The 21,376-nt window shown below is 43.0% G+C and carries 23 protein-coding genes and 1 riboswitch; of the genes, 2 read left to right on the forward strand and 21 right to left on the reverse strand.

Translation table 11 applies throughout. The features are described from left to right. Nucleotides 1-3: 3 nt before the first annotated feature. Nucleotides 4-576: a riboflavin transporter FmnP gene (gene fmnP / locus NST22_RS11685; protein WP_004399159.1), complete on the reverse strand. Its 573-nt coding sequence runs from the start codon at nt 574-576 to the stop codon at nt 4-6. Nucleotides 577-729: 153 nt separating this feature from the next. Beyond that, nucleotides 730-864: riboswitch (FMN riboswitch) on the reverse strand. Nucleotides 865-1,072: 208 nt separating this feature from the next. Between fmnP and serA the strand changes: the two genes are divergently transcribed. After that, entirely contained in the window at nt 1,073-2,650 is a 1,578-nt protein-coding gene (gene serA, locus NST22_RS11690; RefSeq protein WP_004398713.1) for a phosphoglycerate dehydrogenase, read from the forward strand. A 42-nt stretch (nt 2,651-2,692) separates the two neighbouring features. Here the strand turns inward: serA and aroD are convergent, their stop codons facing one another. The 15 genes from aroD to scpA form a co-directional block, all read right to left on the reverse strand. Beyond that, nucleotides 2,693-3,460: a type I 3-dehydroquinate dehydratase gene (gene aroD, locus NST22_RS11695; RefSeq protein WP_003230523.1), complete on the reverse strand. Its 768-nt coding sequence runs from the start codon at nt 3,458-3,460 to the stop codon at nt 2,693-2,695. 111 nt (nt 3,461-3,571) lie between these two features. After that, entirely contained in the window at nt 3,572-4,678 is a 1,107-nt protein-coding gene (gene rsiX / locus NST22_RS11700) for an anti-sigma-X factor RsiX (protein WP_009967642.1), read from the reverse strand. Further along, nucleotides 4,614-5,198 carry an RNA polymerase sigma factor SigX gene (gene sigX, locus NST22_RS11705; RefSeq protein ID WP_003230521.1) on the reverse strand — a complete coding sequence of 195 codons (585 nt, stop codon included), beginning with the start codon at nt 5,196-5,198 and terminating at the stop codon, nt 4,614-4,616. The genes rsiX and sigX overlap by 65 nt, the downstream gene beginning before the upstream one ends. Before the next feature lie 203 nt (nt 5,199-5,401). Then, nucleotides 5,402-7,171: a sensor histidine kinase ResE gene (gene resE / locus NST22_RS11710; protein WP_003230520.1), complete on the reverse strand. Its 1,770-nt coding sequence runs from the start codon at nt 7,169-7,171 to the stop codon at nt 5,402-5,404. Further along, the gene (gene resD / locus NST22_RS11715; RefSeq protein WP_003246107.1) at nt 7,168-7,890 is read right to left on the reverse strand and encodes a DNA-binding response regulator ResD; all 723 of its coding nucleotides are present in this window, start codon (nt 7,888-7,890) and stop codon (nt 7,168-7,170) included. Before resD ends, resE begins: the two co-directional genes overlap by 4 nt. Before the next feature lie 80 nt (nt 7,891-7,970). Continuing rightward, nucleotides 7,971-9,146, reverse strand: a complete 1,176-nt coding sequence (resC, locus tag NST22_RS11720) for a cytochrome c biogenesis protein ResC (protein WP_004398799.1) — start codon at nt 9,144-9,146, stop codon at nt 7,971-7,973. A 19-nt stretch (nt 9,147-9,165) separates the two neighbouring features. Next, nucleotides 9,166-10,794 (reverse strand): cytochrome c biogenesis protein ResB, encoded by a 1,629-nt coding sequence (gene resB, locus NST22_RS11725; protein ID WP_003230515.1) that lies wholly within the window; start codon nt 10,792-10,794, stop codon nt 9,166-9,168. Next, entirely contained in the window at nt 10,791-11,330 is a 540-nt protein-coding gene (resA, locus tag NST22_RS11730; RefSeq protein WP_003230513.1) for a thiol-disulfide oxidoreductase ResA, read from the reverse strand. Before resA ends, resB begins: the two co-directional genes overlap by 4 nt. Nucleotides 11,331-11,424: 94 nt before the next feature. Then, nucleotides 11,425-12,159 carry a 23S rRNA pseudouridine(2605) synthase RluB gene (gene rluB, locus NST22_RS11735; protein ID WP_004398815.1) on the reverse strand — a complete coding sequence of 245 codons (735 nt, stop codon included), beginning with the start codon at nt 12,157-12,159 and terminating at the stop codon, nt 11,425-11,427. Nucleotides 12,160-12,250: 91 nt separating this feature from the next. Further along, entirely contained in the window at nt 12,251-12,787 is a 537-nt protein-coding gene (gene spmB / locus NST22_RS11740) for a spore maturation protein SpmB (RefSeq protein WP_003230509.1), read from the reverse strand. A gap of 4 nt (nt 12,788-12,791) precedes the next feature. After that, the gene (gene spmA / locus NST22_RS11745; RefSeq protein WP_004398980.1) at nt 12,792-13,382 is read right to left on the reverse strand and encodes a spore maturation protein SpmA; all 591 of its coding nucleotides are present in this window, start codon (nt 13,380-13,382) and stop codon (nt 12,792-12,794) included. Then, nucleotides 13,370-14,518, reverse strand: a complete 1,149-nt coding sequence (gene dacB / locus NST22_RS11750; RefSeq protein WP_003230505.1) for a D-alanyl-D-alanine carboxypeptidase DacB — start codon at nt 14,516-14,518, stop codon at nt 13,370-13,372. The genes spmA and dacB overlap by 13 nt, the downstream gene beginning before the upstream one ends. Nucleotides 14,519-14,640: 122 nt before the next feature. Then, nucleotides 14,641-15,180, reverse strand: a complete 540-nt coding sequence (locus NST22_RS11755; protein ID WP_004399065.1) for a YpuI family protein — start codon at nt 15,178-15,180, stop codon at nt 14,641-14,643. A gap of 54 nt (nt 15,181-15,234) precedes the next feature. Beyond that, nucleotides 15,235-15,828: an SMC-Scp complex subunit ScpB gene (gene scpB, locus NST22_RS11760; RefSeq protein ID WP_003223904.1), complete on the reverse strand. Its 594-nt coding sequence runs from the start codon at nt 15,826-15,828 to the stop codon at nt 15,235-15,237. Then, complete coding sequence (gene scpA / locus NST22_RS11765) at nt 15,818-16,573, reverse strand: segregation/condensation protein A (protein ID WP_003246108.1); 756 nt, start codon at nt 16,571-16,573, stop codon at nt 15,818-15,820. The genes scpB and scpA overlap by 11 nt, the downstream gene beginning before the upstream one ends. A 280-nt stretch (nt 16,574-16,853) precedes the next feature. On the opposite strand from scpA, the gene NST22_RS11770 reads away from it, so the two are divergent. Continuing rightward, nucleotides 16,854-17,378, forward strand: a complete 525-nt coding sequence (locus tag NST22_RS11770) for a DUF309 domain-containing protein (RefSeq protein ID WP_003230498.1) — start codon at nt 16,854-16,856, stop codon at nt 17,376-17,378. A 13-nt stretch (nt 17,379-17,391) separates the two neighbouring features. Here the strand turns inward: NST22_RS11770 and ribT are convergent, their stop codons facing one another. From ribT to ribD, 5 genes are all read right to left on the reverse strand, one after another. Then, nucleotides 17,392-17,766: a GNAT family N-acetyltransferase RibT gene (gene ribT / locus NST22_RS11775; protein WP_003223910.1), complete on the reverse strand. Its 375-nt coding sequence runs from the start codon at nt 17,764-17,766 to the stop codon at nt 17,392-17,394. 112 nt (nt 17,767-17,878) lie between these two features. After that, on the reverse strand, nt 17,879-18,343 hold the full coding sequence (ribH, locus tag NST22_RS11780) for a 6,7-dimethyl-8-ribityllumazine synthase (RefSeq protein ID WP_003223915.1): 465 nt from the start codon (nt 18,341-18,343) through the stop codon (nt 17,879-17,881). A gap of 32 nt (nt 18,344-18,375) precedes the next feature. Continuing rightward, the gene (locus tag NST22_RS11785) at nt 18,376-19,572 is read right to left on the reverse strand and encodes a bifunctional 3,4-dihydroxy-2-butanone-4-phosphate synthase/GTP cyclohydrolase II (RefSeq protein ID WP_004398484.1); all 1,197 of its coding nucleotides are present in this window, start codon (nt 19,570-19,572) and stop codon (nt 18,376-18,378) included. 14 nt (nt 19,573-19,586) lie between these two features. Then, nucleotides 19,587-20,234 (reverse strand): riboflavin synthase subunit alpha, encoded by a 648-nt coding sequence (ribE, locus tag NST22_RS11790; protein WP_004398505.1) that lies wholly within the window; start codon nt 20,232-20,234, stop codon nt 19,587-19,589. 10 nt (nt 20,235-20,244) lie between these two features. After that, nucleotides 20,245-21,330 carry a bifunctional diaminohydroxyphosphoribosylaminopyrimidine deaminase/5-amino-6-(5-phosphoribosylamino)uracil reductase RibD gene (ribD, locus tag NST22_RS11795; protein WP_004398763.1) on the reverse strand — a complete coding sequence of 362 codons (1,086 nt, stop codon included), beginning with the start codon at nt 21,328-21,330 and terminating at the stop codon, nt 20,245-20,247. Between the last annotated feature and the right edge of the window lie 46 nt (nt 21,331-21,376).

Below are 21,376 nucleotides of genomic sequence, written 5' to 3' on the forward strand. Positions count from 1 at the left end.
TATTTAATGGATATGTGCACTTCGCTGCTGCTCAATCCATGGCTTAAGCTTGATAAAAATTAGTGAGAATACAACCGTAATTACAATACCTTTTATCATGTTAAACGGCAGGATACCTGCGACGACTGCTGTTTTTAGCGCGCTGTCGGATAATGCCGGTGAATGTAAAAACCACGTGTATGCCGGAAGAATCAGAACATAATTTAAAATACTCATTAAAATGGTCATCGCTGCAGTTCCCAAAAGCAGGCTGACAGCCAAGCCCTTTGCTGAGTTGAGTTTTTTAAATAAGAAAGCAGTCGGTAATATAAAGAGTGTTCCTGCAATAAAATTCGCAACTTGCCCTACAGGAACTCCGGCCATGCTTCCCTGAATGATATACTGAAGAACATTTTTTATCGCTTCTACGGCAATACCCGCCAAAGGTCCGTAAATCAGAATGGCAATAATTGCGGGAACGTCGCTAAAATCGATTTTTAAATAATCCGGAAGACCCGGAAACGGGAAATTTAACAGCATCAAAACAAATGCAATGCTGCTCAGCATGCTGACCACAACTAATTTTTTTACTTTCACTTCATTCTCTCCTTTTCGATCACATCTTACTCGAAAACGGAAAGGTTCTTTTCCAGCCAATAAAAAAACCGCTTCATATATAAAAGCGGGGTTTCGAAAATTAGGCTAGGCAAAGAAACGTTTGAAAAATTCAATTTCAAAACGCTTATGAACCTCCATCTTCTCCCATCCAGACTGTACTGTCGGCTCCGGAATCTCACCGAATCCTGCTGTAAAGACAGCTCGCGGGCTTAGAGCCATTGGCTCATCACCGCCGGTAGGGAATTTCACCCTGCCCCGAAGATTGATCATATGAAATTTAATTACATTATAAACGATAACTGGTTGGCTGTATAGAGAATTGCTTCAAATTAAATATATTACCTGCAAGCTGTCAGATCATTGATTTATTAGGCTTTACTTTTATCCTTTACTGCGTCAATACACGTTGACACTCTTTTGAGAATATGTTAAATTATCAGATATTTAGTTTGTCAATTTAGGAGGAAATCTAACGATGTTTCGAGTATTGGTCTCAGACAAAATGAGCAACGACGGTTTACAGCCACTTATTGAATCAGACTTTATTGAAATCGTTCAAAAAAACGTAGCAGATGCAGAAGATGAATTACATACTTTTGATGCTCTTTTGGTGCGAAGCGCGACAAAAGTAACAGAAGACCTTTTCAACAAAATGACTTCTTTAAAAATTGTCGGAAGAGCCGGTGTCGGTGTCGATAATATCGATATTGATGAGGCTACGAAACACGGGGTAATCGTGATCAATGCTCCGAACGGCAACACCATTTCGACAGCTGAGCATACATTTGCAATGATCTCTTCTTTAATGAGACACATTCCGCAGGCTAATATCTCAGTGAAATCCAGAGAGTGGAACCGCACAGCTTATGTCGGTTCAGAGCTTTATGGAAAAACGCTTGGTATTGTAGGATTAGGCCGAATCGGAAGTGAAATTGCACAGCGTGCGAGAGCGTTCGGTATGACTGTGCACGTTTTTGATCCTTTCTTAACGGAAGAAAGAGCGAAAAAAATCGGCGTAAACAGCCGTACATTTGAAGAAGTGCTTGAAAGTGCGGATATCATTACCGTTCACACGCCTTTAACAAAAGAAACAAAAGGCTTATTGAATAAAGAAACGATTGCAAAAACGAAAAAAGGCGTTCGCTTAATTAACTGTGCGCGAGGCGGAATTATCGATGAAGCAGCACTTCTCGAAGCTTTGGAAAACGGGCATGTTGCGGGAGCAGCGCTTGACGTTTTCGAAGTCGAACCGCCAGTTGACAACAAACTTGTTGATCATCCATTAGTCATTGCCACTCCTCACTTGGGAGCATCAACGAAAGAAGCACAGCTCAATGTCGCCGCCCAAGTGTCAGAAGAAGTTCTGCAGTTCGCAAAAGGCCTGCCTGTCATGTCAGCTATCAACCTGCCTGCCATGACAAAAGATGAATTTGCTAAAATTAAGCCTTACCATCAAATTGCAGGAAAAATTGGCAGCCTTGTATCACAGTGCATGAAAGAACCAGTACAGGATGTTGCCATTCAATATGAAGGCACAATTGCTAAACTTGAAACATCGTTCATTACAAAAGCCCTTCTGTCAGGCTTTTTAAAACCGCGCGTAGACTCTACTGTTAATGAGGTCAATGCCGGGGGTGTCGCAAAAGAACGCGGCATTAGCTTCAGTGAAAAAATTTCCTCTTCTGAATCTGGATACGATAACTGCATCAGCGTAAAAGTGACAGGAGACCGCAGCACCTTTACTGTAACGGCTACGTATATTCCTCATTTCGGAGAACGAATTGTCGAGATCAATGGATTTAATATTGATTTTTATCCGACTGGTCACTTGGTGTATATCCAGCATCAAGATACAACAGGTGTCATCGGCCGAGTAGGACGTATTCTCGGAGATAATGATATTAACATTGCAACTATGCAGGTTGGCCGTAAGGAAAAAGGCGGAGAAGCCATCATGATGCTTTCCTTTGACAGACATCTGGAAGATAAAATTGTGAAAGAACTAACAAATGTCCCTGATATTGTGTCTGTGAAGCTCATTGATCTGCCATAATTAAAAAAACTCAAGCTATATAGCTTGAGTTTTTTTATTGTTCTATCCCCGTGTGTTTTTATGCAAAATATCTAAGACACTCCTTAGCTCAGAAACAGGAATTTGGCCTGGTGCGGACGCCTCTTCTCCAGCTCCAAAAGTACAAGCCGATCCAAAAACCTCACCGCTCAGCCTGCTGATGAGCCCTGTTGCAGCCATTGACATTGTAATAATGGGGCGGTCTGCATATATTGTTTTCATTGTATACGTCGCATCAAGCAGTGTTAGGAGATCTCCAGTATCATTCGGCATGACAGCCATTTTTGGAATATGCGCGCCTAAGTCCTGCATTTTTCGAAGTCTGGAAATAATTTCATCTTTTACAGGTGTTTTTTCAAAGTCGTGATTTGACATCACCACATAGACGTTGTTTTCTTCCGCCAGCGATACTAACGCTTTTACATTTGCATCTCCTGAAAATAATTCGATGTCTATCAGATCGATGTCTTTTGTTTGGATTGCCGATTCCAGCAAAGCAAGATAGGAGCTTTCGTCCATCTCCATGCTCCCGCCCTCTTTGTGGGTTCTGAATGTAAATAGAAATAGCTTGTCTTCTAAAGATTTACGAAGCTTAGAAATGAGCTTTGTGACCGCTTCTCTGTCATTCGCTTTTTCAAATACGTCGACTCTCCATTCAACAATGTCCGGATTCAGTAATTTTACTGCCTCTGCTTCATTCAGAATTTGTTTTTCCGTCTTTCCCATCAGCGGAATGATGATTTTCGGCATCCCTTCCCCGATGGAAACTCCTTTAATCGTTAACACGTTCACTCGTCTCAAATCCTTTCAATCTTTACCTTGTTTTATTATACACGTACAACTTTTTTTTGAAAATTTCTATTATATGAATAGCAACTAAAAAAGAGCCTTAAAGGGCTCTTTTTAGTTTAAGGAAATCGGATTTGGAGCAGCTGGCACCGGAATTGCATCTGATATGTCATATTTGCCGATTTTTTTCGTTCTGGTTTCCGTAAAGGTCACTTCTGTGAAGCCAAACTCTTTTGCAGTCAAAAGTAGTCCCTCAATCATTAAAATACCGGCAATAGAATCATCAACTTCTGACTCCTTTGAAAAGCGGATATATAAGTGTTTCTGTTTCTTCGTTACAGATTGGACAGCACCCGCTTGAATAAGAGGTGTCGTATCTTCTTGGCTGCTCGATTCCATTTCCTTAATCGCTTCTTTTACTGTATCAAAAGAATGATTTGACGGAACGAGAAAGTCTTGTCCTTGTTTATTTTGGTACAAGTAGTAGGATCGTTTTGACTGTTTGGGAATCGAAATTTCCGTAAAAGTGCCATATGAGCCAATCCGAACCCCAGTCTCATTTTGATCCGATAAAAATTTGACTTTTTCATAAGGACTCCATTTTAAGGATTCTTTAAGCAATTTTTTTAACAGTGTATCATCTTTTATAGAAAATGCCGTAGCTGGCTGATGGACTCGTATACTTAATTCCTTCTGCTTTGGTTTTTCCTTTATTTCTACTTCATCTATGAAGGTTGGAATTGTAATGGCATGATCAAGGATGCCCAATTCACTACTTTCAAACAGCATATCCTGGATCGTTTGGTCTGCATTTGTTTTTTGAATGCTGACGGGTATGATTGCAGATGTATCGGCATCAGCAACCGCTACAGTGATGTAATTGTCTTGTTCCTTTTCAGGAACGACAAACGATGTCTGATCCAAGGACGATGCAGCTTTTGGGCTGTCTTCTGTCTCAGTTTTCGTTACTGCGTTCTCTTGGGACGCTTCTTTTTGTTGAGGCTGTGCCTGATCAAAGAAATGAGGAGAAATAATGAAGGCGATATAAACCGCAATTGCAGCGGCACACGCGGGGCCAATCCACCTGACAGCGGGCTTATTTTTACGCTTTGCCATCGTCAGCCGCTTGTAAATATCCTGAGGCGAACGATGGTCTTTAACTGCCGGAAGTTGACTTAACAACTCCTTTATCTGTTCTTCGTTCCATTCTGACTTCATCATCCATTAGCTCCTCCCTCAAAAGCTCCATATGTTTCCGAAGTACTTTGAGCCCTCTGTGTTGGGTCGTTTTTACTTTGCTTTCCGAGAAGCGCAGAGCCTTGGCTGTTTCCTGTATTGAATATCCCTGAATAAACCGCAAGATAATCACAGCTCTTTGATCGATTGTACATTGATCAAGCGCAGCATAAATTTCCCGGACATTTTCATGTTGAACCGCAAGTTCGTCCGGCAGCAATTGCTGATCCCTGACATCCTGTGTATCCCAGTCAAATGTACCGAGTATACGCTGTCTGATTGTTTGCTGTTTACGGAACCAGTCTATCGCAACATGGCGTGCGATAGACAAAAGCCATGTTTTTTCACTGCTTCTTCCTTCAAACGTATGATAAGAATTTAATACCCGGATATAAACCTCTTGAAGAAGGTCTTCTGTCTGGTTTTTATCCTTTACCATATAAAATAAAAATTGGTACAAATCTTGATGATATGTATCATATAATAATTGAAAGGTTTCTTCCATTTGAAACCCCTCCGTTCACTTTTTTGTCGTATGAATAGCTTGAAAAGTTACATTACAACTATATTACGAGTAACTGGAATTTGGAAGGGAATTTATATTAACATATCCTTAAATTTTATTAATGTTGGCTATTAAAAAAACACCCGCTCAGTCAGCGGGTGTTTCTTATGGAACAAGATTCTTCGGCAAATTCAGACTCGATTTTACCGTTTTGTCGGAATATAAAAAGAAAATGTTGTTCCTTTATCTATTCGGCTGTGCACAGTAATTGATCCGTTGTGGGCTTCCACGATATTTTTAACGATAGCCAGCCCTAACCCGGTTCCTGCTCTGCCCCTTGTCCGCGCTTTATCTGCCTTATAAAACCGCTCAAAGATAAATGGCAGATCTTCTTCCGGTATGCCAGACCCGGAGTCTTTGATATCAATTTTCAATCCATCCTTCACAGAATGGACTGAAATGGAGACACTGCCGCCGGCTGAAGTATGCCGCAGCGCGTTATCAATCAAATTGGTAAATACCTGCTCCATCTTGTCTTCATCAAACATAAATTCCTCTTCTGTGAGAGAAATGTCATGATCTAAAGCAATATTTTTTTCTTTCGCAACACCGGAAAACTTCCGAATGATCTTTTCTAAAAACTCATTCACATTGATTTTTTCATAATGTAAGCCTGTATGGCCTGATTCCATTCGGGCTAAATCAAGCAAATCATTAACTAAACGGCCCATTCGGAGCGATTCGTCATAAATGATTTGGGCAATTTCTTTCCGGTCTTCTTCAGAGCTTGCAATGTCATCGACAATTGCTTCACTGTATCCCTGAAGCATGGAGATCGGTGTTCTCAGCTCATGACTGACATTTGCGATAAAGTCCTCCCGCAGCTTATCAAGGCGGCGTTCTTCTGTCATGTCACGCAGTACGGCAACCGCTCCTCTGACGTGCGATTCCGCATAAAGCGGCGACATCAAAAGCACCCATGATCTGCCTTGAAGCGTCATCTCAATCATTTGTTCTTTTTCAGTGCTGACAGCGTTTTGAAACAGCTCTTTTGCTTCAGGCGGAAGATTGTCGCCTTCTTTGATATTCATGTTCTGTTCATAATACCAAGCCTGAAGAAAACGTTCAGCCGGCGGGTTGGTCACAAGAATCGTACCGTCAATATTAATGGTAATAACCCCGTCAGCCATACTGCTCAAAATGTTAGAAAGCTGCTCTTTTTCTTGATTGAGCGCATTGATATGAAAGTTAAGCTGCCGGCCCATTTGATTAAAAGCGGTCGCCAGTTCACCGATTTCATCCTGAGTTAAAATCGGGATTTTTGTATCGAACTTGCCCTTCGCCAAATCCTGCGCGCCTTCTCTCATTTTTCGGAGAGGGTACGTGACCCTGCTTGATAAAAAGAATGCGAAAAATGTGGTCAGCACAATCGCAATTCCAGCGGCAAGAAAAATATAGCGGGTCGTATGTTTTGTTGTATCTTTAACGGCAAGCAAAGACTGGGATAAAAAGACCATGCCTTTCTTTCCGTCTTTTTCATACGGGACACCTACAATCAGGCGTTCATTATCCGTGTCTGTATCGCTCAGTCCCGTCCGTTTGCTTACTTTTTTATGGTCTTTGAGAGCTTTATTTAAGTCTTTGTCATGCTGTATTTGCTCAACCGTAATAGACGACAGGCGATTTTTATCATTCGGAGAATACCAGTGGTTCTTCTCATCCTGGATGATGGCAATGCTTGTTAAGTTATCAGCGAGTTCCCAAGTGATTGACCTTGCCAGTGCCTGGTCCTCGTGATTTTCTAGGATGACAGCAACTTTATTCGCAAGCTGTGTTAAATCATTCTCAGCTTCTTCCACATGGTAGTTTTCAATAAACTCCAGCAAAAGAACCGTTAAAATGAACAATACGATCAAGACGAGTGAAAGGATCGTAAACCACAGCTTGCCTACTACGCTTTTCCAAAATTTCATTCAGCGCCGACCTCAAATTTATAACCTACACCCCATACGGTGACAATTTTTTTCGCAGCTTCCGGAGATACCTTGTTCAGCTTCTCTCTCAAGCGTTTGACGTGAGTGTCCACTGTCCGTAAATCACCAAAAAACTCATATTGCCACACTTCTTTCAGAAGCTTTTCCCGATCATACACCTTGTCAGGCGTTTTCGCTAAGAAATATAGAAGCTCATACTCTTTTGGCGTCAGGCTCACTTCTGTTCCATCAGCTGTTACGCGGTGAGCATCATGGTCTATTGACAGATGTGAAAACACGAGCACATTTTTCGTCGGTGTATTGGCATTGAAATAAGAGGTTTGGGATGCTCTTCTCAAAAGGGCCTTTACACGCAGCACGACTTCTCTCGGGCTGAACGGCTTAACAATATAATCATCTGTTCCCGCTTCAAACCCCTGCACCCGGTTTGCTTCTTCTCCTTTTGCGGTCAGCATAATAATGGGTGTCGCTTTTTTTTCACGAATTTGCCGGCACACTTCAATTCCATCAGTCCCCGGCATCATCAGATCAAGCAAAATTAAGTCATAATTGGCTTCAAGCCCTTTGGCAATGGCTTCATCACCATTTTCAGCTTCATCTATAGCATAATTTTCACGTTCAAGATACATTCTTAAAAGGCGGCGAATTCTGGCTTCGTCATCAACTACTAATATTTTTGTTTCGTTCGTTTGGTCCATGTTTTCCCCCTGCTTTCCTTCTGTTACTTTCATTTTATCAAATCGTGAGAAAGTTTGAGAACTGTGTCGCTTTCAAAGGACTATGCATAAGAATGAAGTCCGGCAAGCACAAGATTTACGAATATTAAATTAAACATAATAATAGCAAAACCGATTACGGCCAGCCATGCTGACTTCTCACCGTGCCAGCCTCTTGACAGTCTTAAATGCAAGTAAGCGGCATAGAACAAAAATGTGATCAGCGCCCATACTTCCTTAGGGTCCCAGCCCCAAAATCTGGTCCACGCGAGCTGAGCCCAAATCATTGCAAAGATCAGCGCGCCGAGTGTAAAGATCGGAAATCCGATTGATACGGCCCTGTACCCAACCTCATCCACCAGATCAAGATTGACGTTTTTCACCAGCGGATGTAATAGAGCGCTGATTCTTTTTCTGATGATCAGACGGAGAGCCCCATACAACACAAGACCTGCTCCAAATGACCAAATGACAGTGTTCACTTTTCTGCCTGAGAAAAGCGCGGGAAGATCAACAAGCGGTTCCATTCTTCCTTCGGTCAAAAGCTCTCCCTGATGCGGACCGACAAGCGCGGGCATTTCGTACACCATCACGCTTTTTTCTTTACTTTTGTCCACCCAGTTAAACTCCGCTTCATAGCCTGCAAGACGAAATGCCGATGTGATTGCAATAAAGGCGACGGTTGTGACCAGGATAAACATAATCGCTTCAAGCCAGAAGGTCTTTTTGCTTGGCTTTGTCTGGTCTACATGCTTCAAAAGAAAGATGACACCAGCGACAAAGCTGATGGCAAGTATAGCTTGCCCAAGCGCGGCCGTTGTTACGTGAATATACAGCCAGTTACTTTGGAGCGAAGGAATTAAAGGCGAGATATCTGTCGGAAACATGCTGGCGTAGGCAATCAGCAATAAAGCAATTGACAGCGTAAACAGGCCTAATGAAGGCAATCTATAGAGAAAATAAAGAATGATAAACGCCAAAACAAGCATCATGCCAAAAGCGGTGGTGAATTCAAACATATTGCTGACAGGCGCATGGCCGCTTGCAGCCCACCTTGTGATGAAATATCCTAGGTGGCAGAAAAAACCGACAATAGAAAGGGTGATTCCAATGTTGGCCCATCGGTTTGGCCTGCCCTTTTTATCTTTATTCCCGCGTATGGCCCCGCCGAAGATTGGGACAGCGATTAAATACACAAGAAAGGCCGCATAAAGAAAATTTCCGCTCAGCTCTGCCATGACATCACTCCCTTTTCGCCTATTTCTGTGTTTTGATTAATTCTTTTTGGTCCACCGGTTCAGTCAGTCCGGAATCAGCCAATATAAATGCTAAATCCTTCTTCAGGCCAAACCAGTTTTTATTGGTATGCCCTGCTACCATAACTGCACCGTCCTGTGAGTGCAGCCAAATTCTTCGATGCTGCCAGTACATACCTTGAATGACACCGATCATAAAAATGGCTCCGCCGACAGCAAGCACCCAGAGTGTCAGATCCTTTCTGACTGTAAGTCCAGTAATGTTTTTCGTTTCGACATGGTCAAATTTCAGCTTGTATTTATTATTGCCTGATCCTTCGATGGTTTCTTGGATGGCGACAAAGCTCTTTTCGCCTTTCGGTTTGTCCGGCGTTATGATATTAAAGACAAAAGCCGGATTGTTAGGGATCTTTGTTTTTGTGCTCGGCTCTCCGTCCTGATTAAAATAGAAGTCAGGCAGGTAGCTGGCGATTTCCACCTTGTAACCGTTACCAAGATCATAGACTGAATCTGGATCCAGAAGGTTGATCTTCAGGCTCCCAAAGGATTTTTTTGTTTTTTTATCAATCAGCTGGAACACCATTTGGTCAAGCTGATTCTCTTTGTAATCCACCTGGTAAACGGAAAAAGAATCAAAACGCAGCGGCTGATTGACACGGATGTCTTCTTCTGTTACTTTTTCCAGCTTCGGCTTCTCGCCATAAACAATTTTTCCTTCTCTCTTGTAGAGTACGGCATCAGTTTGAAAGTTCTTTGCCACTCTACCGTCCCCGACTCTGTCAATGGCATCTGCAAATACCTTTTTTTCCGTTTTGCTGTTATAGGTCTCTACGCTGAATTGATTGTTTTTCAAATAATATTTTCCGTCTGTACCCGGAATTGCTGCGGTTTCGCCTTCTCTGACCCAAAGCGTCTCATCGACGTACATGCCAGGCACAAATCTCAGCATCGCACCAATCAGAAAGATGATCAATCCAATGTGGTTGACATACGGGCCCCAGCGGGAAAAGCGTCCTTTTTCAGCAAGAATGCTGCCCTCTTTTTCTCTGATTCTATAATGTTTTTTCTTTAATAGAGTAACTATCTTTTCTTTCGATTCCCCGTTCAGTACAGTAACTGTTTCACTGAACAAGCGCTGCCTTCTTAAAAAGGCCGGGCTCCTTCTGACACCTTGGTTTTTTAACGCTCTATACAACGGAATGACCCGATCAAGGCTGCAAATCACGAGTGAAATGCCGATCGAGGCAATGAGCAGCAAATACCACCAAGAACCATATAAATGATGAAACCCGAGCAAATAATAAAGCTGGCCAAACGTGCCGTACTGCTCCTTGTAATAAGTATCAGCCTGTGCGCCCGGAGGCAGATAGGCTTCCTGGGGAAAAATGGTGCCGAACGCTGATGCGGCAAGGGTTATGACGATAAGCCATATTCCCACCTTAACCGAGGAAAAGAAATTCCAAATTTTGTCGATGATCGTTTTGTTATAGGTTTGCGAACGTCTTGCGCTTCCGTCATATCTCATATCAGCGAGCGGAGGTTGAGTTTCCTGAAGAGCTCTTCCGCACGATTCGCATAAAACGGTTCCGACCGGGTTTATATGTCCGCATTCACATTTGACTTGCTTCATCCCGAAGTCTCTCCGGGTTTTATGAGATTCATATAATCGTGTATCATGCTTTCTGTCATAGTGCCGGTCACCACCTTGACAACTTTTCCTTCCGGATTGATCAAAAAGGTTGTCGGAAGCGGAGATACGTCATAGGCATCAAGCACTTGGCGATCTGTATCCAGAACAACCGGGAAATTGACTCCGTAGGATTTCATAAAATTATGTACTGCTATCTTTGACTCCCCAACATTTACAGCGACAATTTCAACACCTTGGCTTTTAAAATGCTTATATTGGTTTGCCATATAAGGAAACTCTTTTTTGCACGGTTCACACCATGTACCCCAGAAATTCAAAAAAACACCTTTCCCTTTTAAGTCACTGAGCTCGATACGTTTCCCATTCGTATCCTCTAGGACAAAATTCGGTGCGTCGGACCCTTCGGATATACTCTCTTTGCCGGCAAATACAGCGTTGTAAATGGTATAGCCGAGTGCGCAGATTAAAACGAGAAGGATGCCGGTCCGAATGAATAAACGCCTTTTTTTCTTCATTGTCCACTGCCCCCTTCCCCCTATTGCAGATCCATTCAATTATATCATTGCACGTTCATTTCACATTTCTTACTTTTTGAAGGTTATGTGAAATTTAGAAAGCGTTTTTACCGTGATCCGCCAGTGCTCTGAGCCTTTTTACTTCGTGAGGCGTAAGCTCTCTGGCATCGCCCGTGTGCAGGCCTCGCAGGTTTAAAAACGCGTATTCCTCACGCTTCAGCTTGATTACCTCATGTCCGATCGCTTCAAACATGCGGCGCACCTGTCTGTTGCGTCCCTCATGGATCGTCAGCTGAATAATGCTTGTCTGCTTTTTCTTATCCAAAGACAGCAGCTTCGCTTTAGCAGGCGCTGTTTTGCCTTCCTCCAGCCTAATTCCGCGCTCCAGCTTTCTGAGCAGCTCTTTAGGCGGGATTCCTTTCACCTTCGCCACGTATGTTTTGTCTATTTCATACTTAGGATGCATTAGCTTATTGGCGAATTCGCCGTCATTGGTTAAAAGCAAAAGACCGCTCGTATCATAGTCCAGACGCCCAATCGGATAAATGCGCTGCGGAATATTTTTAAAAAAGTCCGTCACCACTTTGCGTCCTTTATCATCTTGCGCTGCGGAAATAACGCCTCTTGGTTTATATAAGAGAAAGTAAACCGGCTCTTCGCGTTCAACCTTTAACCCGTTTACCTCAATCTGATCAGAACCGGTGACCTTAACACCTAGCTCTGTTACTACTTTGCCATTCACCTTTACTTTTCCTTCTTTAATCAGCTCTTCTGCCTTTCTGCGCGACGCAACTCCGGCATGAGCAATCACTTTTTGCAGTCTTTCCATGTCTTTCACCTCAAGTATTATCTTACTTTTTTCAACCTTAACAAACAAGCTTTTTCAAATTCCTATGCCAAATCTAAAAAAAACGCCGTTTTCAGGCGCTCCCAAATAATAACGTAACGATGATGATAGATGCAACTACGCCGATTAAATCTGCAAGAAGTCCCACCTTTAATGCATCACCCATTTTTTTAATGCCGACTGCTCCGAAATACACAGTCAGTACGTAAAGCGTTGTATCTGTAGATCCCTGCATGACGGAAGCCAGCCTGCCGATAAAGGAATCGGGCCCGTATACTGCAATTAAATCGGTCGTCATTCCAAGTGCGGCCGTACCGGAGATCGGGCGGATCAGAGCAAGCGGCACTACTTCAGCAGGGATGCCGATAGCGGAGAAAGCCGGTTTTAAAAGATCCATTATAAAATCAAGCGCGCCTGATGATCTGAAAACAGTTATAGCGACAAGCATTCCGACTAAATAGGGGATAATGGAAAAGGCAATTTCTATCCCCTCTTTCCCGCCTTCGACAAACGATTCATATGTCGGAACCTTTTTGATCGTTCCATAAAGAAGAATTCCGGCAATAATGATTGGAATCATGGCTAAAGACAGCCAGTTGATGATTTCCATCCGCTCACCTTCCCTTCTTTTTGCGGCGGTAATAAAAATACCGATCAATGATAATGGCACCGATTCCGGAAATAAGCGTTGCCAAAATGCTTGGCCCGACGATATCTGTCGGCGTTTTGGAGGAATAAGCCATTCGGACAGCGATCACCGTTGTCGGGATGAGTGTGATGCAGGACGTATTAACAGCTAAAAAAGTAATCATCGACCGGCTTGCTTCCGATCGGTTTCCGTTCAGCTTTTTCATTTGTTCCATTGCTTTAATGCCAAGCGGAGTTGCTGCATTTCCGAGGCCGAAGAAATTCGCCATAAGATTAGATAAAATATAGCCCATCGCCGGGTGATCCGGCGGTATATCAGGGAACAGTTTAGATATAAAAGGTCTGCACATCCGGCTGAAAATATCCAAAAGCCCTGACTGCTCGGCGATTTTCATTAAGCCAAGCCAGAAAACAAGCACGCTCATCAATCCAAATGAGATCGTAATCGCTTCTTTCGCACCCTTAAACACGGCTTCATTTACATCTTGCAGAGTTCCGTTGCACATCGCAAAAACGAGTCCGATCACGGTTAAACTGACCCAAATTATATTGACCATTTTGCTCCGCCTGCCGCATTCAGAAAGATTGATTTAAACGTTTCAAAAAATTGTTTCTTCGGTTTTTGATGCCGCTCATTTTCATAATAGATCGGCACTTTTGCGATGGTTGCATCGTTGAACATGATCTCCATGTGCCCTACGATGTCAGGGATTTTCGAGGCATCTTTTTCCCATGCTTTTTTCGGCTTGAGCAGTGTGGTATTAATTTTTACATTTTCTTTTTCCTCTTCGGTCAGCAAATAGGTGATATCACGTTTGATAAAAGCCTTCGATTCATAAAATGTGCCTTTCAGCTTTGGAATATCCCCTTTTTTTGCAATTAAATAGGTTTGATAATGCTCAAACACATAGTTAAACATCTTCATATGGTCATCCCAATCATTAGGGTCATTAATGGTGACGGCTATCAGGTCAATGCCGTCCTTTGAAGCCGTAGAGACCAGTGTCCGTTTTGCAAGTTTTGTATAGCCTGTTTTTCCTCCTGTGCTGTACGGATAAAGCATGGTCAGCAGTTTGTTTTTGTTTTTCCATACGCTTTCCATCGTTTCCGCTTTGTATATTTTTGTGCCTGAAATCTTTTGATAGTCTTTCAGCTTCATAGCATACTTAGTTAAAATGGCCATGTCATAGGCTGTTGAATAATGATTTTCATGGTCGTCCAATCCGTGCGGGTTTTGAAAACGGGTGTTTTTCATACCAAGCTGCTCGGCTTTTTGATTCATCATATAAACAAACCCATCGAGGCTCCCACCGACATGCTCAGCAATCGCGACAGCGGCATCGTTTCCTGATCTTAGCATCAGGCCATACACAAGATCTTTCAGCTTCACTTTTTGACCTTCTGTTAAATAAATGGCGGAGCCTTCTGTTCTGACAGCATTTGCCGAAACCGTCACTGTTTGATCCATTTTGCCGGATTCGATGGCGAGGACGGCGGTCATAATTTTTGTGATGCTCGCGATCCGCCTTTTTTGATGCTCATCCTTGGCATATAACACTCTGCCTGACGCACCGTCAATAATGATCGCGCTTTTTGCACTGACATCTATAGCAGCATGTGCTGTATTCACATTTACGGTTGCAATAAGAAAAGAAATCATGATCACGAATACTGCTTTTTTGAAAATGCGCATGTTTGCTCACGTCCTTGTGGTGGTTTGTACAAGTTTATGCGCATGTCCATCAGTTATGAATAACAATTATATTTCTGGAAGCAAACATAAAAAAACTCTCCCTGAAAAAGGGAGAGTAAACGTTATCTGATTGGCGCCATGCTTGATCCGGACGCTTCGTAATGAGCCAGCTCTTCCCTCATCTTCAGAAAGGCCGCGCTCAACGGCAATAATAATTGCTCAAGCGACGCAGGAACAGCATGATAAAACTCAATTGCGCTGACCCCGGTATAAGACGCCCGGCTATTTTCACACCACGTGTCTTTTTTCGGCATAAAGAACTCTTCAATGCATTGGTGATACACATTATAAAGTGTTTTTTCCGCTCTGGCTTCCTGAAAAGGCTCCTGCATCAGGAGACGACGGCACGCTTCTGCGCCTCCTTCACAAAATACTGCCATTCTTCTCAGAGTGCTAAGCACATCACAGCAGTATCCTTTTTCAATAGGCAATTCAGCCTGTAAGGACTCAAGCGTCGTTTGATTTAGGTAATCGTTCACGGTATTGACAACCATTGATAAGAATTCGCCTGTTTTTTGAGTCTGCGCTCGCACAATCGAATGTCCCATTTCGTTTGGTATCTTCCCCTCATGTATTTGTCTCTCACATTTTGCTTCTTTCATGATAGCTTCTTCCTTATATCTTATGATGATGAAAAAGCGCGATTCATTAAACTTCTATTTTATATCTTCGAAGGTTTGGTTAAAGTTTTCAAAAAATAAATCTGCTTCTTCTTGAAGAACGTCTTCTTCCGCATTTTCAGGCAGCGGCGGAAGCTCGTCCAGCGTTTTCAGACCGAATTGTTCAAGAAAAGTCGGCGTAGTACCGTATAAAATGGCCCGCCCCGGACCATCGGCACGCCCTACTTCACACAATAGCGCCTTCGCGACAAGACTGTGTAAAATCCGCTCTGATTTTACTCCTCTGATTTCTTCAATTTCTGCTCTCGTAATTGGCTGTTTGTATGAAACAATGGCCAGTACTTCTAAAGATGCTTGAGAAAGGCCCTTTGACGGCACTTCAATCAGTTTTTTCAAGTAAGGCGCAAAGTCTTTTTTGGTAGAGAGCATGTACGTATCTGCATACTCAATAAGTTCAATCCCTCGTGTATCTCCGCGGTATTCGTCCGCCACATCCGCCATGATCGTGTTCAGTTCAGGCTCTTCGATTTCAAGCACTGTTAACAGCTGCTTTTTTGTAAGCCCTTCATCGCCTGCCGCATAAAGAAGGGCTTCCACAATAGCTTTCCAATTCACGATATCAAGCCCCATGAATGGATTCACTCCCCGTAATGTAAATATCTGAAAAATTGTGCTCCTGTTCAATGAGGACCAGCTGATTTTTCATCAGCTCAAGAACAGCTAGAAAGGTCACTACTAAATGTTCTTTTTGCTCATATGGAAACAGATCCATAAAGTTAATTCTCGTTCCTCTAGATTTCAAGCTGTGCACGATTTCGTTCATTCTGGCTTCGATTGGTATGTCCTGTCTTGTAATTGTTGTTTCCATCGGCCTGTTTATTTTTTTGCGTTTCAGCACTTTTTGAAAAGCTCCGATCATATCATAGACCGTGACAGAGAGCTTTTGCTCAGACTGTTTTACTTCTTTTGCATATTCACTCAAATCACTCGGCGGTTTCGTGAACGATTTTTGTCTTTCTTCTTCCCGTTCTTTTAAATCCTTCGCCGCATCTTTATATTTTCGGTACTCAATCAGCTTTTCAATCAGTTCCTCCCGCGGATCTTCTTCTTCAAGTAATTCATCTTCAAAAAGCTCCTCCTCTTGCTTCGGGAGCAGCATTCTGCTTTTAATGCTGAGCAGCGTGGCAGCCATAACCAAATACTCGCTGGCAATGTCGAGCTCAAGCACGCGCATCGTATGTACATATAATAAATATTGTTCAGTGATCTTCGCCACAGGTATATCATATATGTCAATTTCAAGACGATTGATTAAATGAAGCAGCAGGTCCAATGGGCCCTCAAACGTATCAATTTTCACTTGATATTCTTCCATCATCTCACCATTTTCAAGTATCACTCTCATTGCCGGAAAAACTGGCTACCCTATAGTATAAGCCACCAAAAAGCTCTCGTCCAATACTATTTCATATCCTGTTTTGAAGGAGTTTGTACAGAATATTCAAAACACAAGAGGTGTTTGCTCGGAGCGCAGAAGCGGGAGAAAAAGCCTTTGCTTCTGGTTTTCCTTTCTAAGAAGCACTAGAGGCCGGGCGTTCTTTTTTCCTTTTATCCCTTCTATGGTACACTAAAAGCACATTAAAGGAGGAAGCACCTTGTATCCGAAAGCTTATATAGATTATCTCGTTGAGTTTCATGCGACACGGGATTATTTTGAATGCCATGAAATATTAGAAGAATATTGGAAGGAAGATCCGCCAAAGAAACGAAAACGCTATTGGGTGGGCTTTATTCAGCTTGCAGTGGCTTTATATCATCACAGAAGGCAGAATACAGCCGGGGCAAAAAGACTGATGGCGAACAGCATCCGGATTCTTCAAGCAGAACACCGGGCAGTCGAAGACTTAGGGCTTGATCATGGCCGTTTGCTCGAACTTATGCAATCGGTTTACGAACAAATCGAAACCGTCTCTGCCTATAAAAGCATTATACTGCCAATCAAAGATGAGAAACTGGAGGAAGCATGCAGGATCGAATGCAGGAAAAAAAAGTATACATGGGGGCAGCCCAGTGCACTCAGCAACATATTTCTTATCGACAAACACCGTTTGCGGGATCGGACTGACGTCATCCGTGAACGTGAAAAAGAAATAGAACGCAGAAAAAAAAGCAGAGACTGATCACAGCCTCTGCTTAATTATTGTATGAAATGTCTTGATCCTGCTGACCTTGACAACGTTCGAAAAAGCTCTGCGTTAATTCATTTGGAACCAGTACTTGCGTTTTGAATAAATGCTTTAAAGCATCCATCATCTGTTTTCCGATTCCTTGATGGCGATGAGAAGGATTCACACTGATATGCCGGATCTCAACCTCAGAATCCTTTTTTTCGACTCCGATTGCTCCGACGATATCCTCGTCCTCTTTCCAAAGAAAGAGCTGGCGGTCTGTATCCGTTTCGTAGTCCTTAATTGTCTGCTGAAGCTGCTTAAGGTCTTTTTCATTCGGCATAAACGAAAGAAGCCCCATCGCAATCTTTTCAAACGATTTTTTATAACGAATTAACATAAAAACCCCTCTATATCCAAAATGTCCAGTCTGCTATTAACGGATACGAATAGGTGATCCGTTTTCTCACATTATATCATTTTCGCCATATTTTTAAACTGTTTTCAGCAAATTATTCAAATGAGCGGTTTAAATTTGCCATTTCAATGGCAGAAACAGCACAATCTACACCTTTGTTGCCCGCTTTTGTGCCGGCACGCTCGATAGCCTGTTCGATGTTTTCAGTTGTTACAATTCCAAAGATGACAGGTACACCAGTAGTGTTTGCTGCTTGCGCGATGCCTTTTGCAGCTTCATTGCAGACATAATCGTAATGTGTCGTTGCGCCTCTGATGACAGTGCCCAATGTGATAATAGCATCATATTTTTTTGTTTCCGCCATTTTTTTCGCAGCAAACGGTATTTCAAATGCGCCTGGAACCCAAGCCACATCAATGTCATTTGTGTCTACGCCATGTCTGAGCAGCGCATCTTCTGCTCCGCTCAGCAGCTTGCTCGTAATAAAATCATTAAATCTTCCTACTACGATTCCGATTTTAAGACCTGTACCAACTAAATTTCCTTGTATGATATTCATATGATTCCCATCCTTTTTTGTGATATTTGTGATTAGAAATGAAGTAAATGACCTAGCTTGTTCATTTTGGTTTGCAAATATTTTTTATTGTGTTCTTTCGCCTCCATTTGAAGCGGCACTCTTTCTGAAATACTGAGTCCGTAGCCTTCAAGGCCTGCGATTTTTCGCGGATTATTCGTCAAAAGCTTCATATTCCGGACACCGAGGTCGCGTAAAATTTGTGCTCCGATGCCATAGTTGCGAAGATCCGGCAAGAATCCAAGCGCCTCATTGGCTTCTACGGTGTCATAGCCTTGTTCCTGAAGCTTATAAGCTTTTAATTTATTGATTAAACCGATGCCTCGTCCTTCTTGGCGCAAGTACAGGAGCACTCCACGGCCTTCTGCGGCAATTTGGTTCAGCGCGGCGTGCAGCTGCGGTCCGCAATCACAGCGATGAGAGCCAAACACGTCACCTGTGAGACATTCTGAATGCACCCGGACCAATACCGGTTCTTCTCCGAACGGCACATCTCCCATCACAAATGCGACATGCTCTTTTCCATCTACCTCATTTGTGTATCCATAAACCTTAAATGTCCCAAAATCAGTAGGCAGCGTAATGTCAACTTCACGCTCGACAAGTGTTGTCAGATTGTAACGGTATTGAATCAAATCCTTAATGGTGATCATTTTTAATTGATGCTTTTTCGCAATTTCAATGAGCTCAGGCACTCTCGCCATCGTTCCGTCTTCATTCATAATTTCACAAATGACGCCGGCTCCTGGAGATCCGCAAGCTTCAGCAAGATCAACAGCAGCTTCTGTATGGCCCGCTCTTTTCAGGACACCTCCTTTTTTCGCAATCAGTGGAAAAATGTGCCCCGGACGCTGAAAATCAGATGGCACGGATTTGCTGTCCAGCAATGCTTGAACGGTAAAAGATCTTTCTTGAGCGCTGATACCTGTCTTCGTTTCACGATGGTCTATGCTTACGGTAAATGCAGTGTGGTGAGAGTCTGTATTATGCTCAACCATAGGGTGAAGATCAAGCCTGTCTGCGATTTCCTCACTGAGCGGCGTGCAGATCAGTCCTCTCCCATGTGTCGCCATAAAGTTAATGACTTCCGGCGTTGCATGCTCGGCAAGAGCCACAAAGTCTCCTTCATTTTCTCTGTCTTCATCATCTACAACGATGATGACTTCGCCTTTTTTTAAAGCGTCCAGTGCTTCTTCTATCGGATGAAACATGCAAATCTTCCTCTCTAAAAGCCGTTTTCGCTTAAGAAGGCTTTTGTAATGGTTTGTTGGGTCTTATTTTCATTGGCTTTATGCAAAAATCGATACATATATTTTCCGATCATATCGCATTCGATATTCACTTTAGAGCCGATCGTTTTTTCTGAAAAGATCGTTTCGCTGATCGTATGCGGTATTAAGGAGATCGTCACTGTGTCTTCTGTCAGGCCGAATATGGTTAAGCTCACGCCATCCACAGTAATTGATCCCTTTAAAACCAATGTTTTTGTTAATGACGGGTCCATTTTTAAATCATAGTAAACTGCGTTGCTTTTCTCTTCAATTCGTGTGATTTCCGCAGTTCCGTCGACATGGCCTGAGACGAAATGGCCTCCGAAACGGCCGTTTGCCGCCATCGCTCTTTCCAGATTTACTTTGCTTCCTTTTGTTAAATCATTCAGTGACGTAGCTTTGACTGTTTCAGGCATAACATCCACTGTGAATTGATTTTTTGTAAAATCAGTGACAGTCAGACAAATGCCGTTCACTGCAATGCTGTCGCCAAGATGAACATCCTCTAAAATCTTTGAGCATTTAATAGTTAAGGCCATTGCATGCCCTGCTTTTTTCATGGATTCGATTGTGCCTGTTTCTTCGATAATTCCTGTAAACATGGTCACCATCCTATTCCTTTGTCGGTTTTGCCGTCAGTTTGATATCACGGCCGATTTGGGTTATATCAGTGAATTGTAATAAGGGGACATCTTTCATTGATTGAAAACCTTCACCGGAGATTAAGCTGGGAGCATGCGTTCCTCCGATTAGTTTAGGGGCAAAATAGAAGATGATTTCTTGAAAACAGCCTTCTTTGACAAAGCTTCCGTGAACAGCTGAACCGCCTTCCACATACACCGACATGATGCCTTCTTCCGCTAGGATCTTCAAAACATCAGGAATTTGAATGCGCTCGGTTTCAAGTGTAAATATGTTCACTCCGAAAGCTGAAAGCCGTTTTTTCTTTTCCTCGTCTGCGCGTGCCGTCGTAAAAATCCATGTCGGCGCTATTTGATCGCAAATCACTTTAGCGTCCTCAGGAATCGAGAGTACGGTATCAAGTATGACCCGAACCGGCTGTTTTGTTACATTCGGCAGTCTGCAGGTTAAGCTCGGATTGTCGGCTTTCACTGTGCCAACTCCGACTAAAATGCTTTGGTGTGTTTTCCTGTATTGCTGAGCATCCTGTCTTGCAGCCTCTGACGTGATCCATTTGCTGTCACCCGTGCTGGTAGCTATCTTGCCGTCAAGGCTGGCAGCCGCTTTTAGCGTGACGTACGGAAGGCCTGTCCTCATAAAGTGCAGAAATTTTTCATTCAGCCTCTCCGCCTGGTCTGCCAGGATGCCTTCCCTTACCTCAATGCCAGCTTCTTTCATCATGCTGATCCCTCTTCCAGCCACAAGCGGATTAGGATCTCTCATCGCCACGAACACTCTTTTGATACCAGAGTTGATAATCAATTCTGCACATGGCGGTGTTTTTCCGTAATGGCTGCACGGTTCGAGTGTAACGTAAATGTCGGCACCCTCTGCATGTGCTCCAGCCATATGGATGGCATGAACTTCTGCATGAGCTTCACCATATTTTAAATGGGCGCCCATTCCGACAATTTGTCCGTCCTTTACGACAACAGCGCCGACGAGCGGATTGGATTCGGTCTGTCCTTCGCCCTGCTTCGCAAGATCTAAGGCCAGCTTCATATAATACTCTTCCATTTGTTTCCCTCCCCTCTTTTGTTATTTACCGTCAAAAAAGCCCCGA

Origin of the sequence: Bacillus sp. PS237 (assembly GCF_037963345.1) — a bacterium.
GTDB classification, from domain to species: Bacteria; Bacillota; Bacilli; order Bacillales; family Bacillaceae; genus Bacillus; species Bacillus subtilis.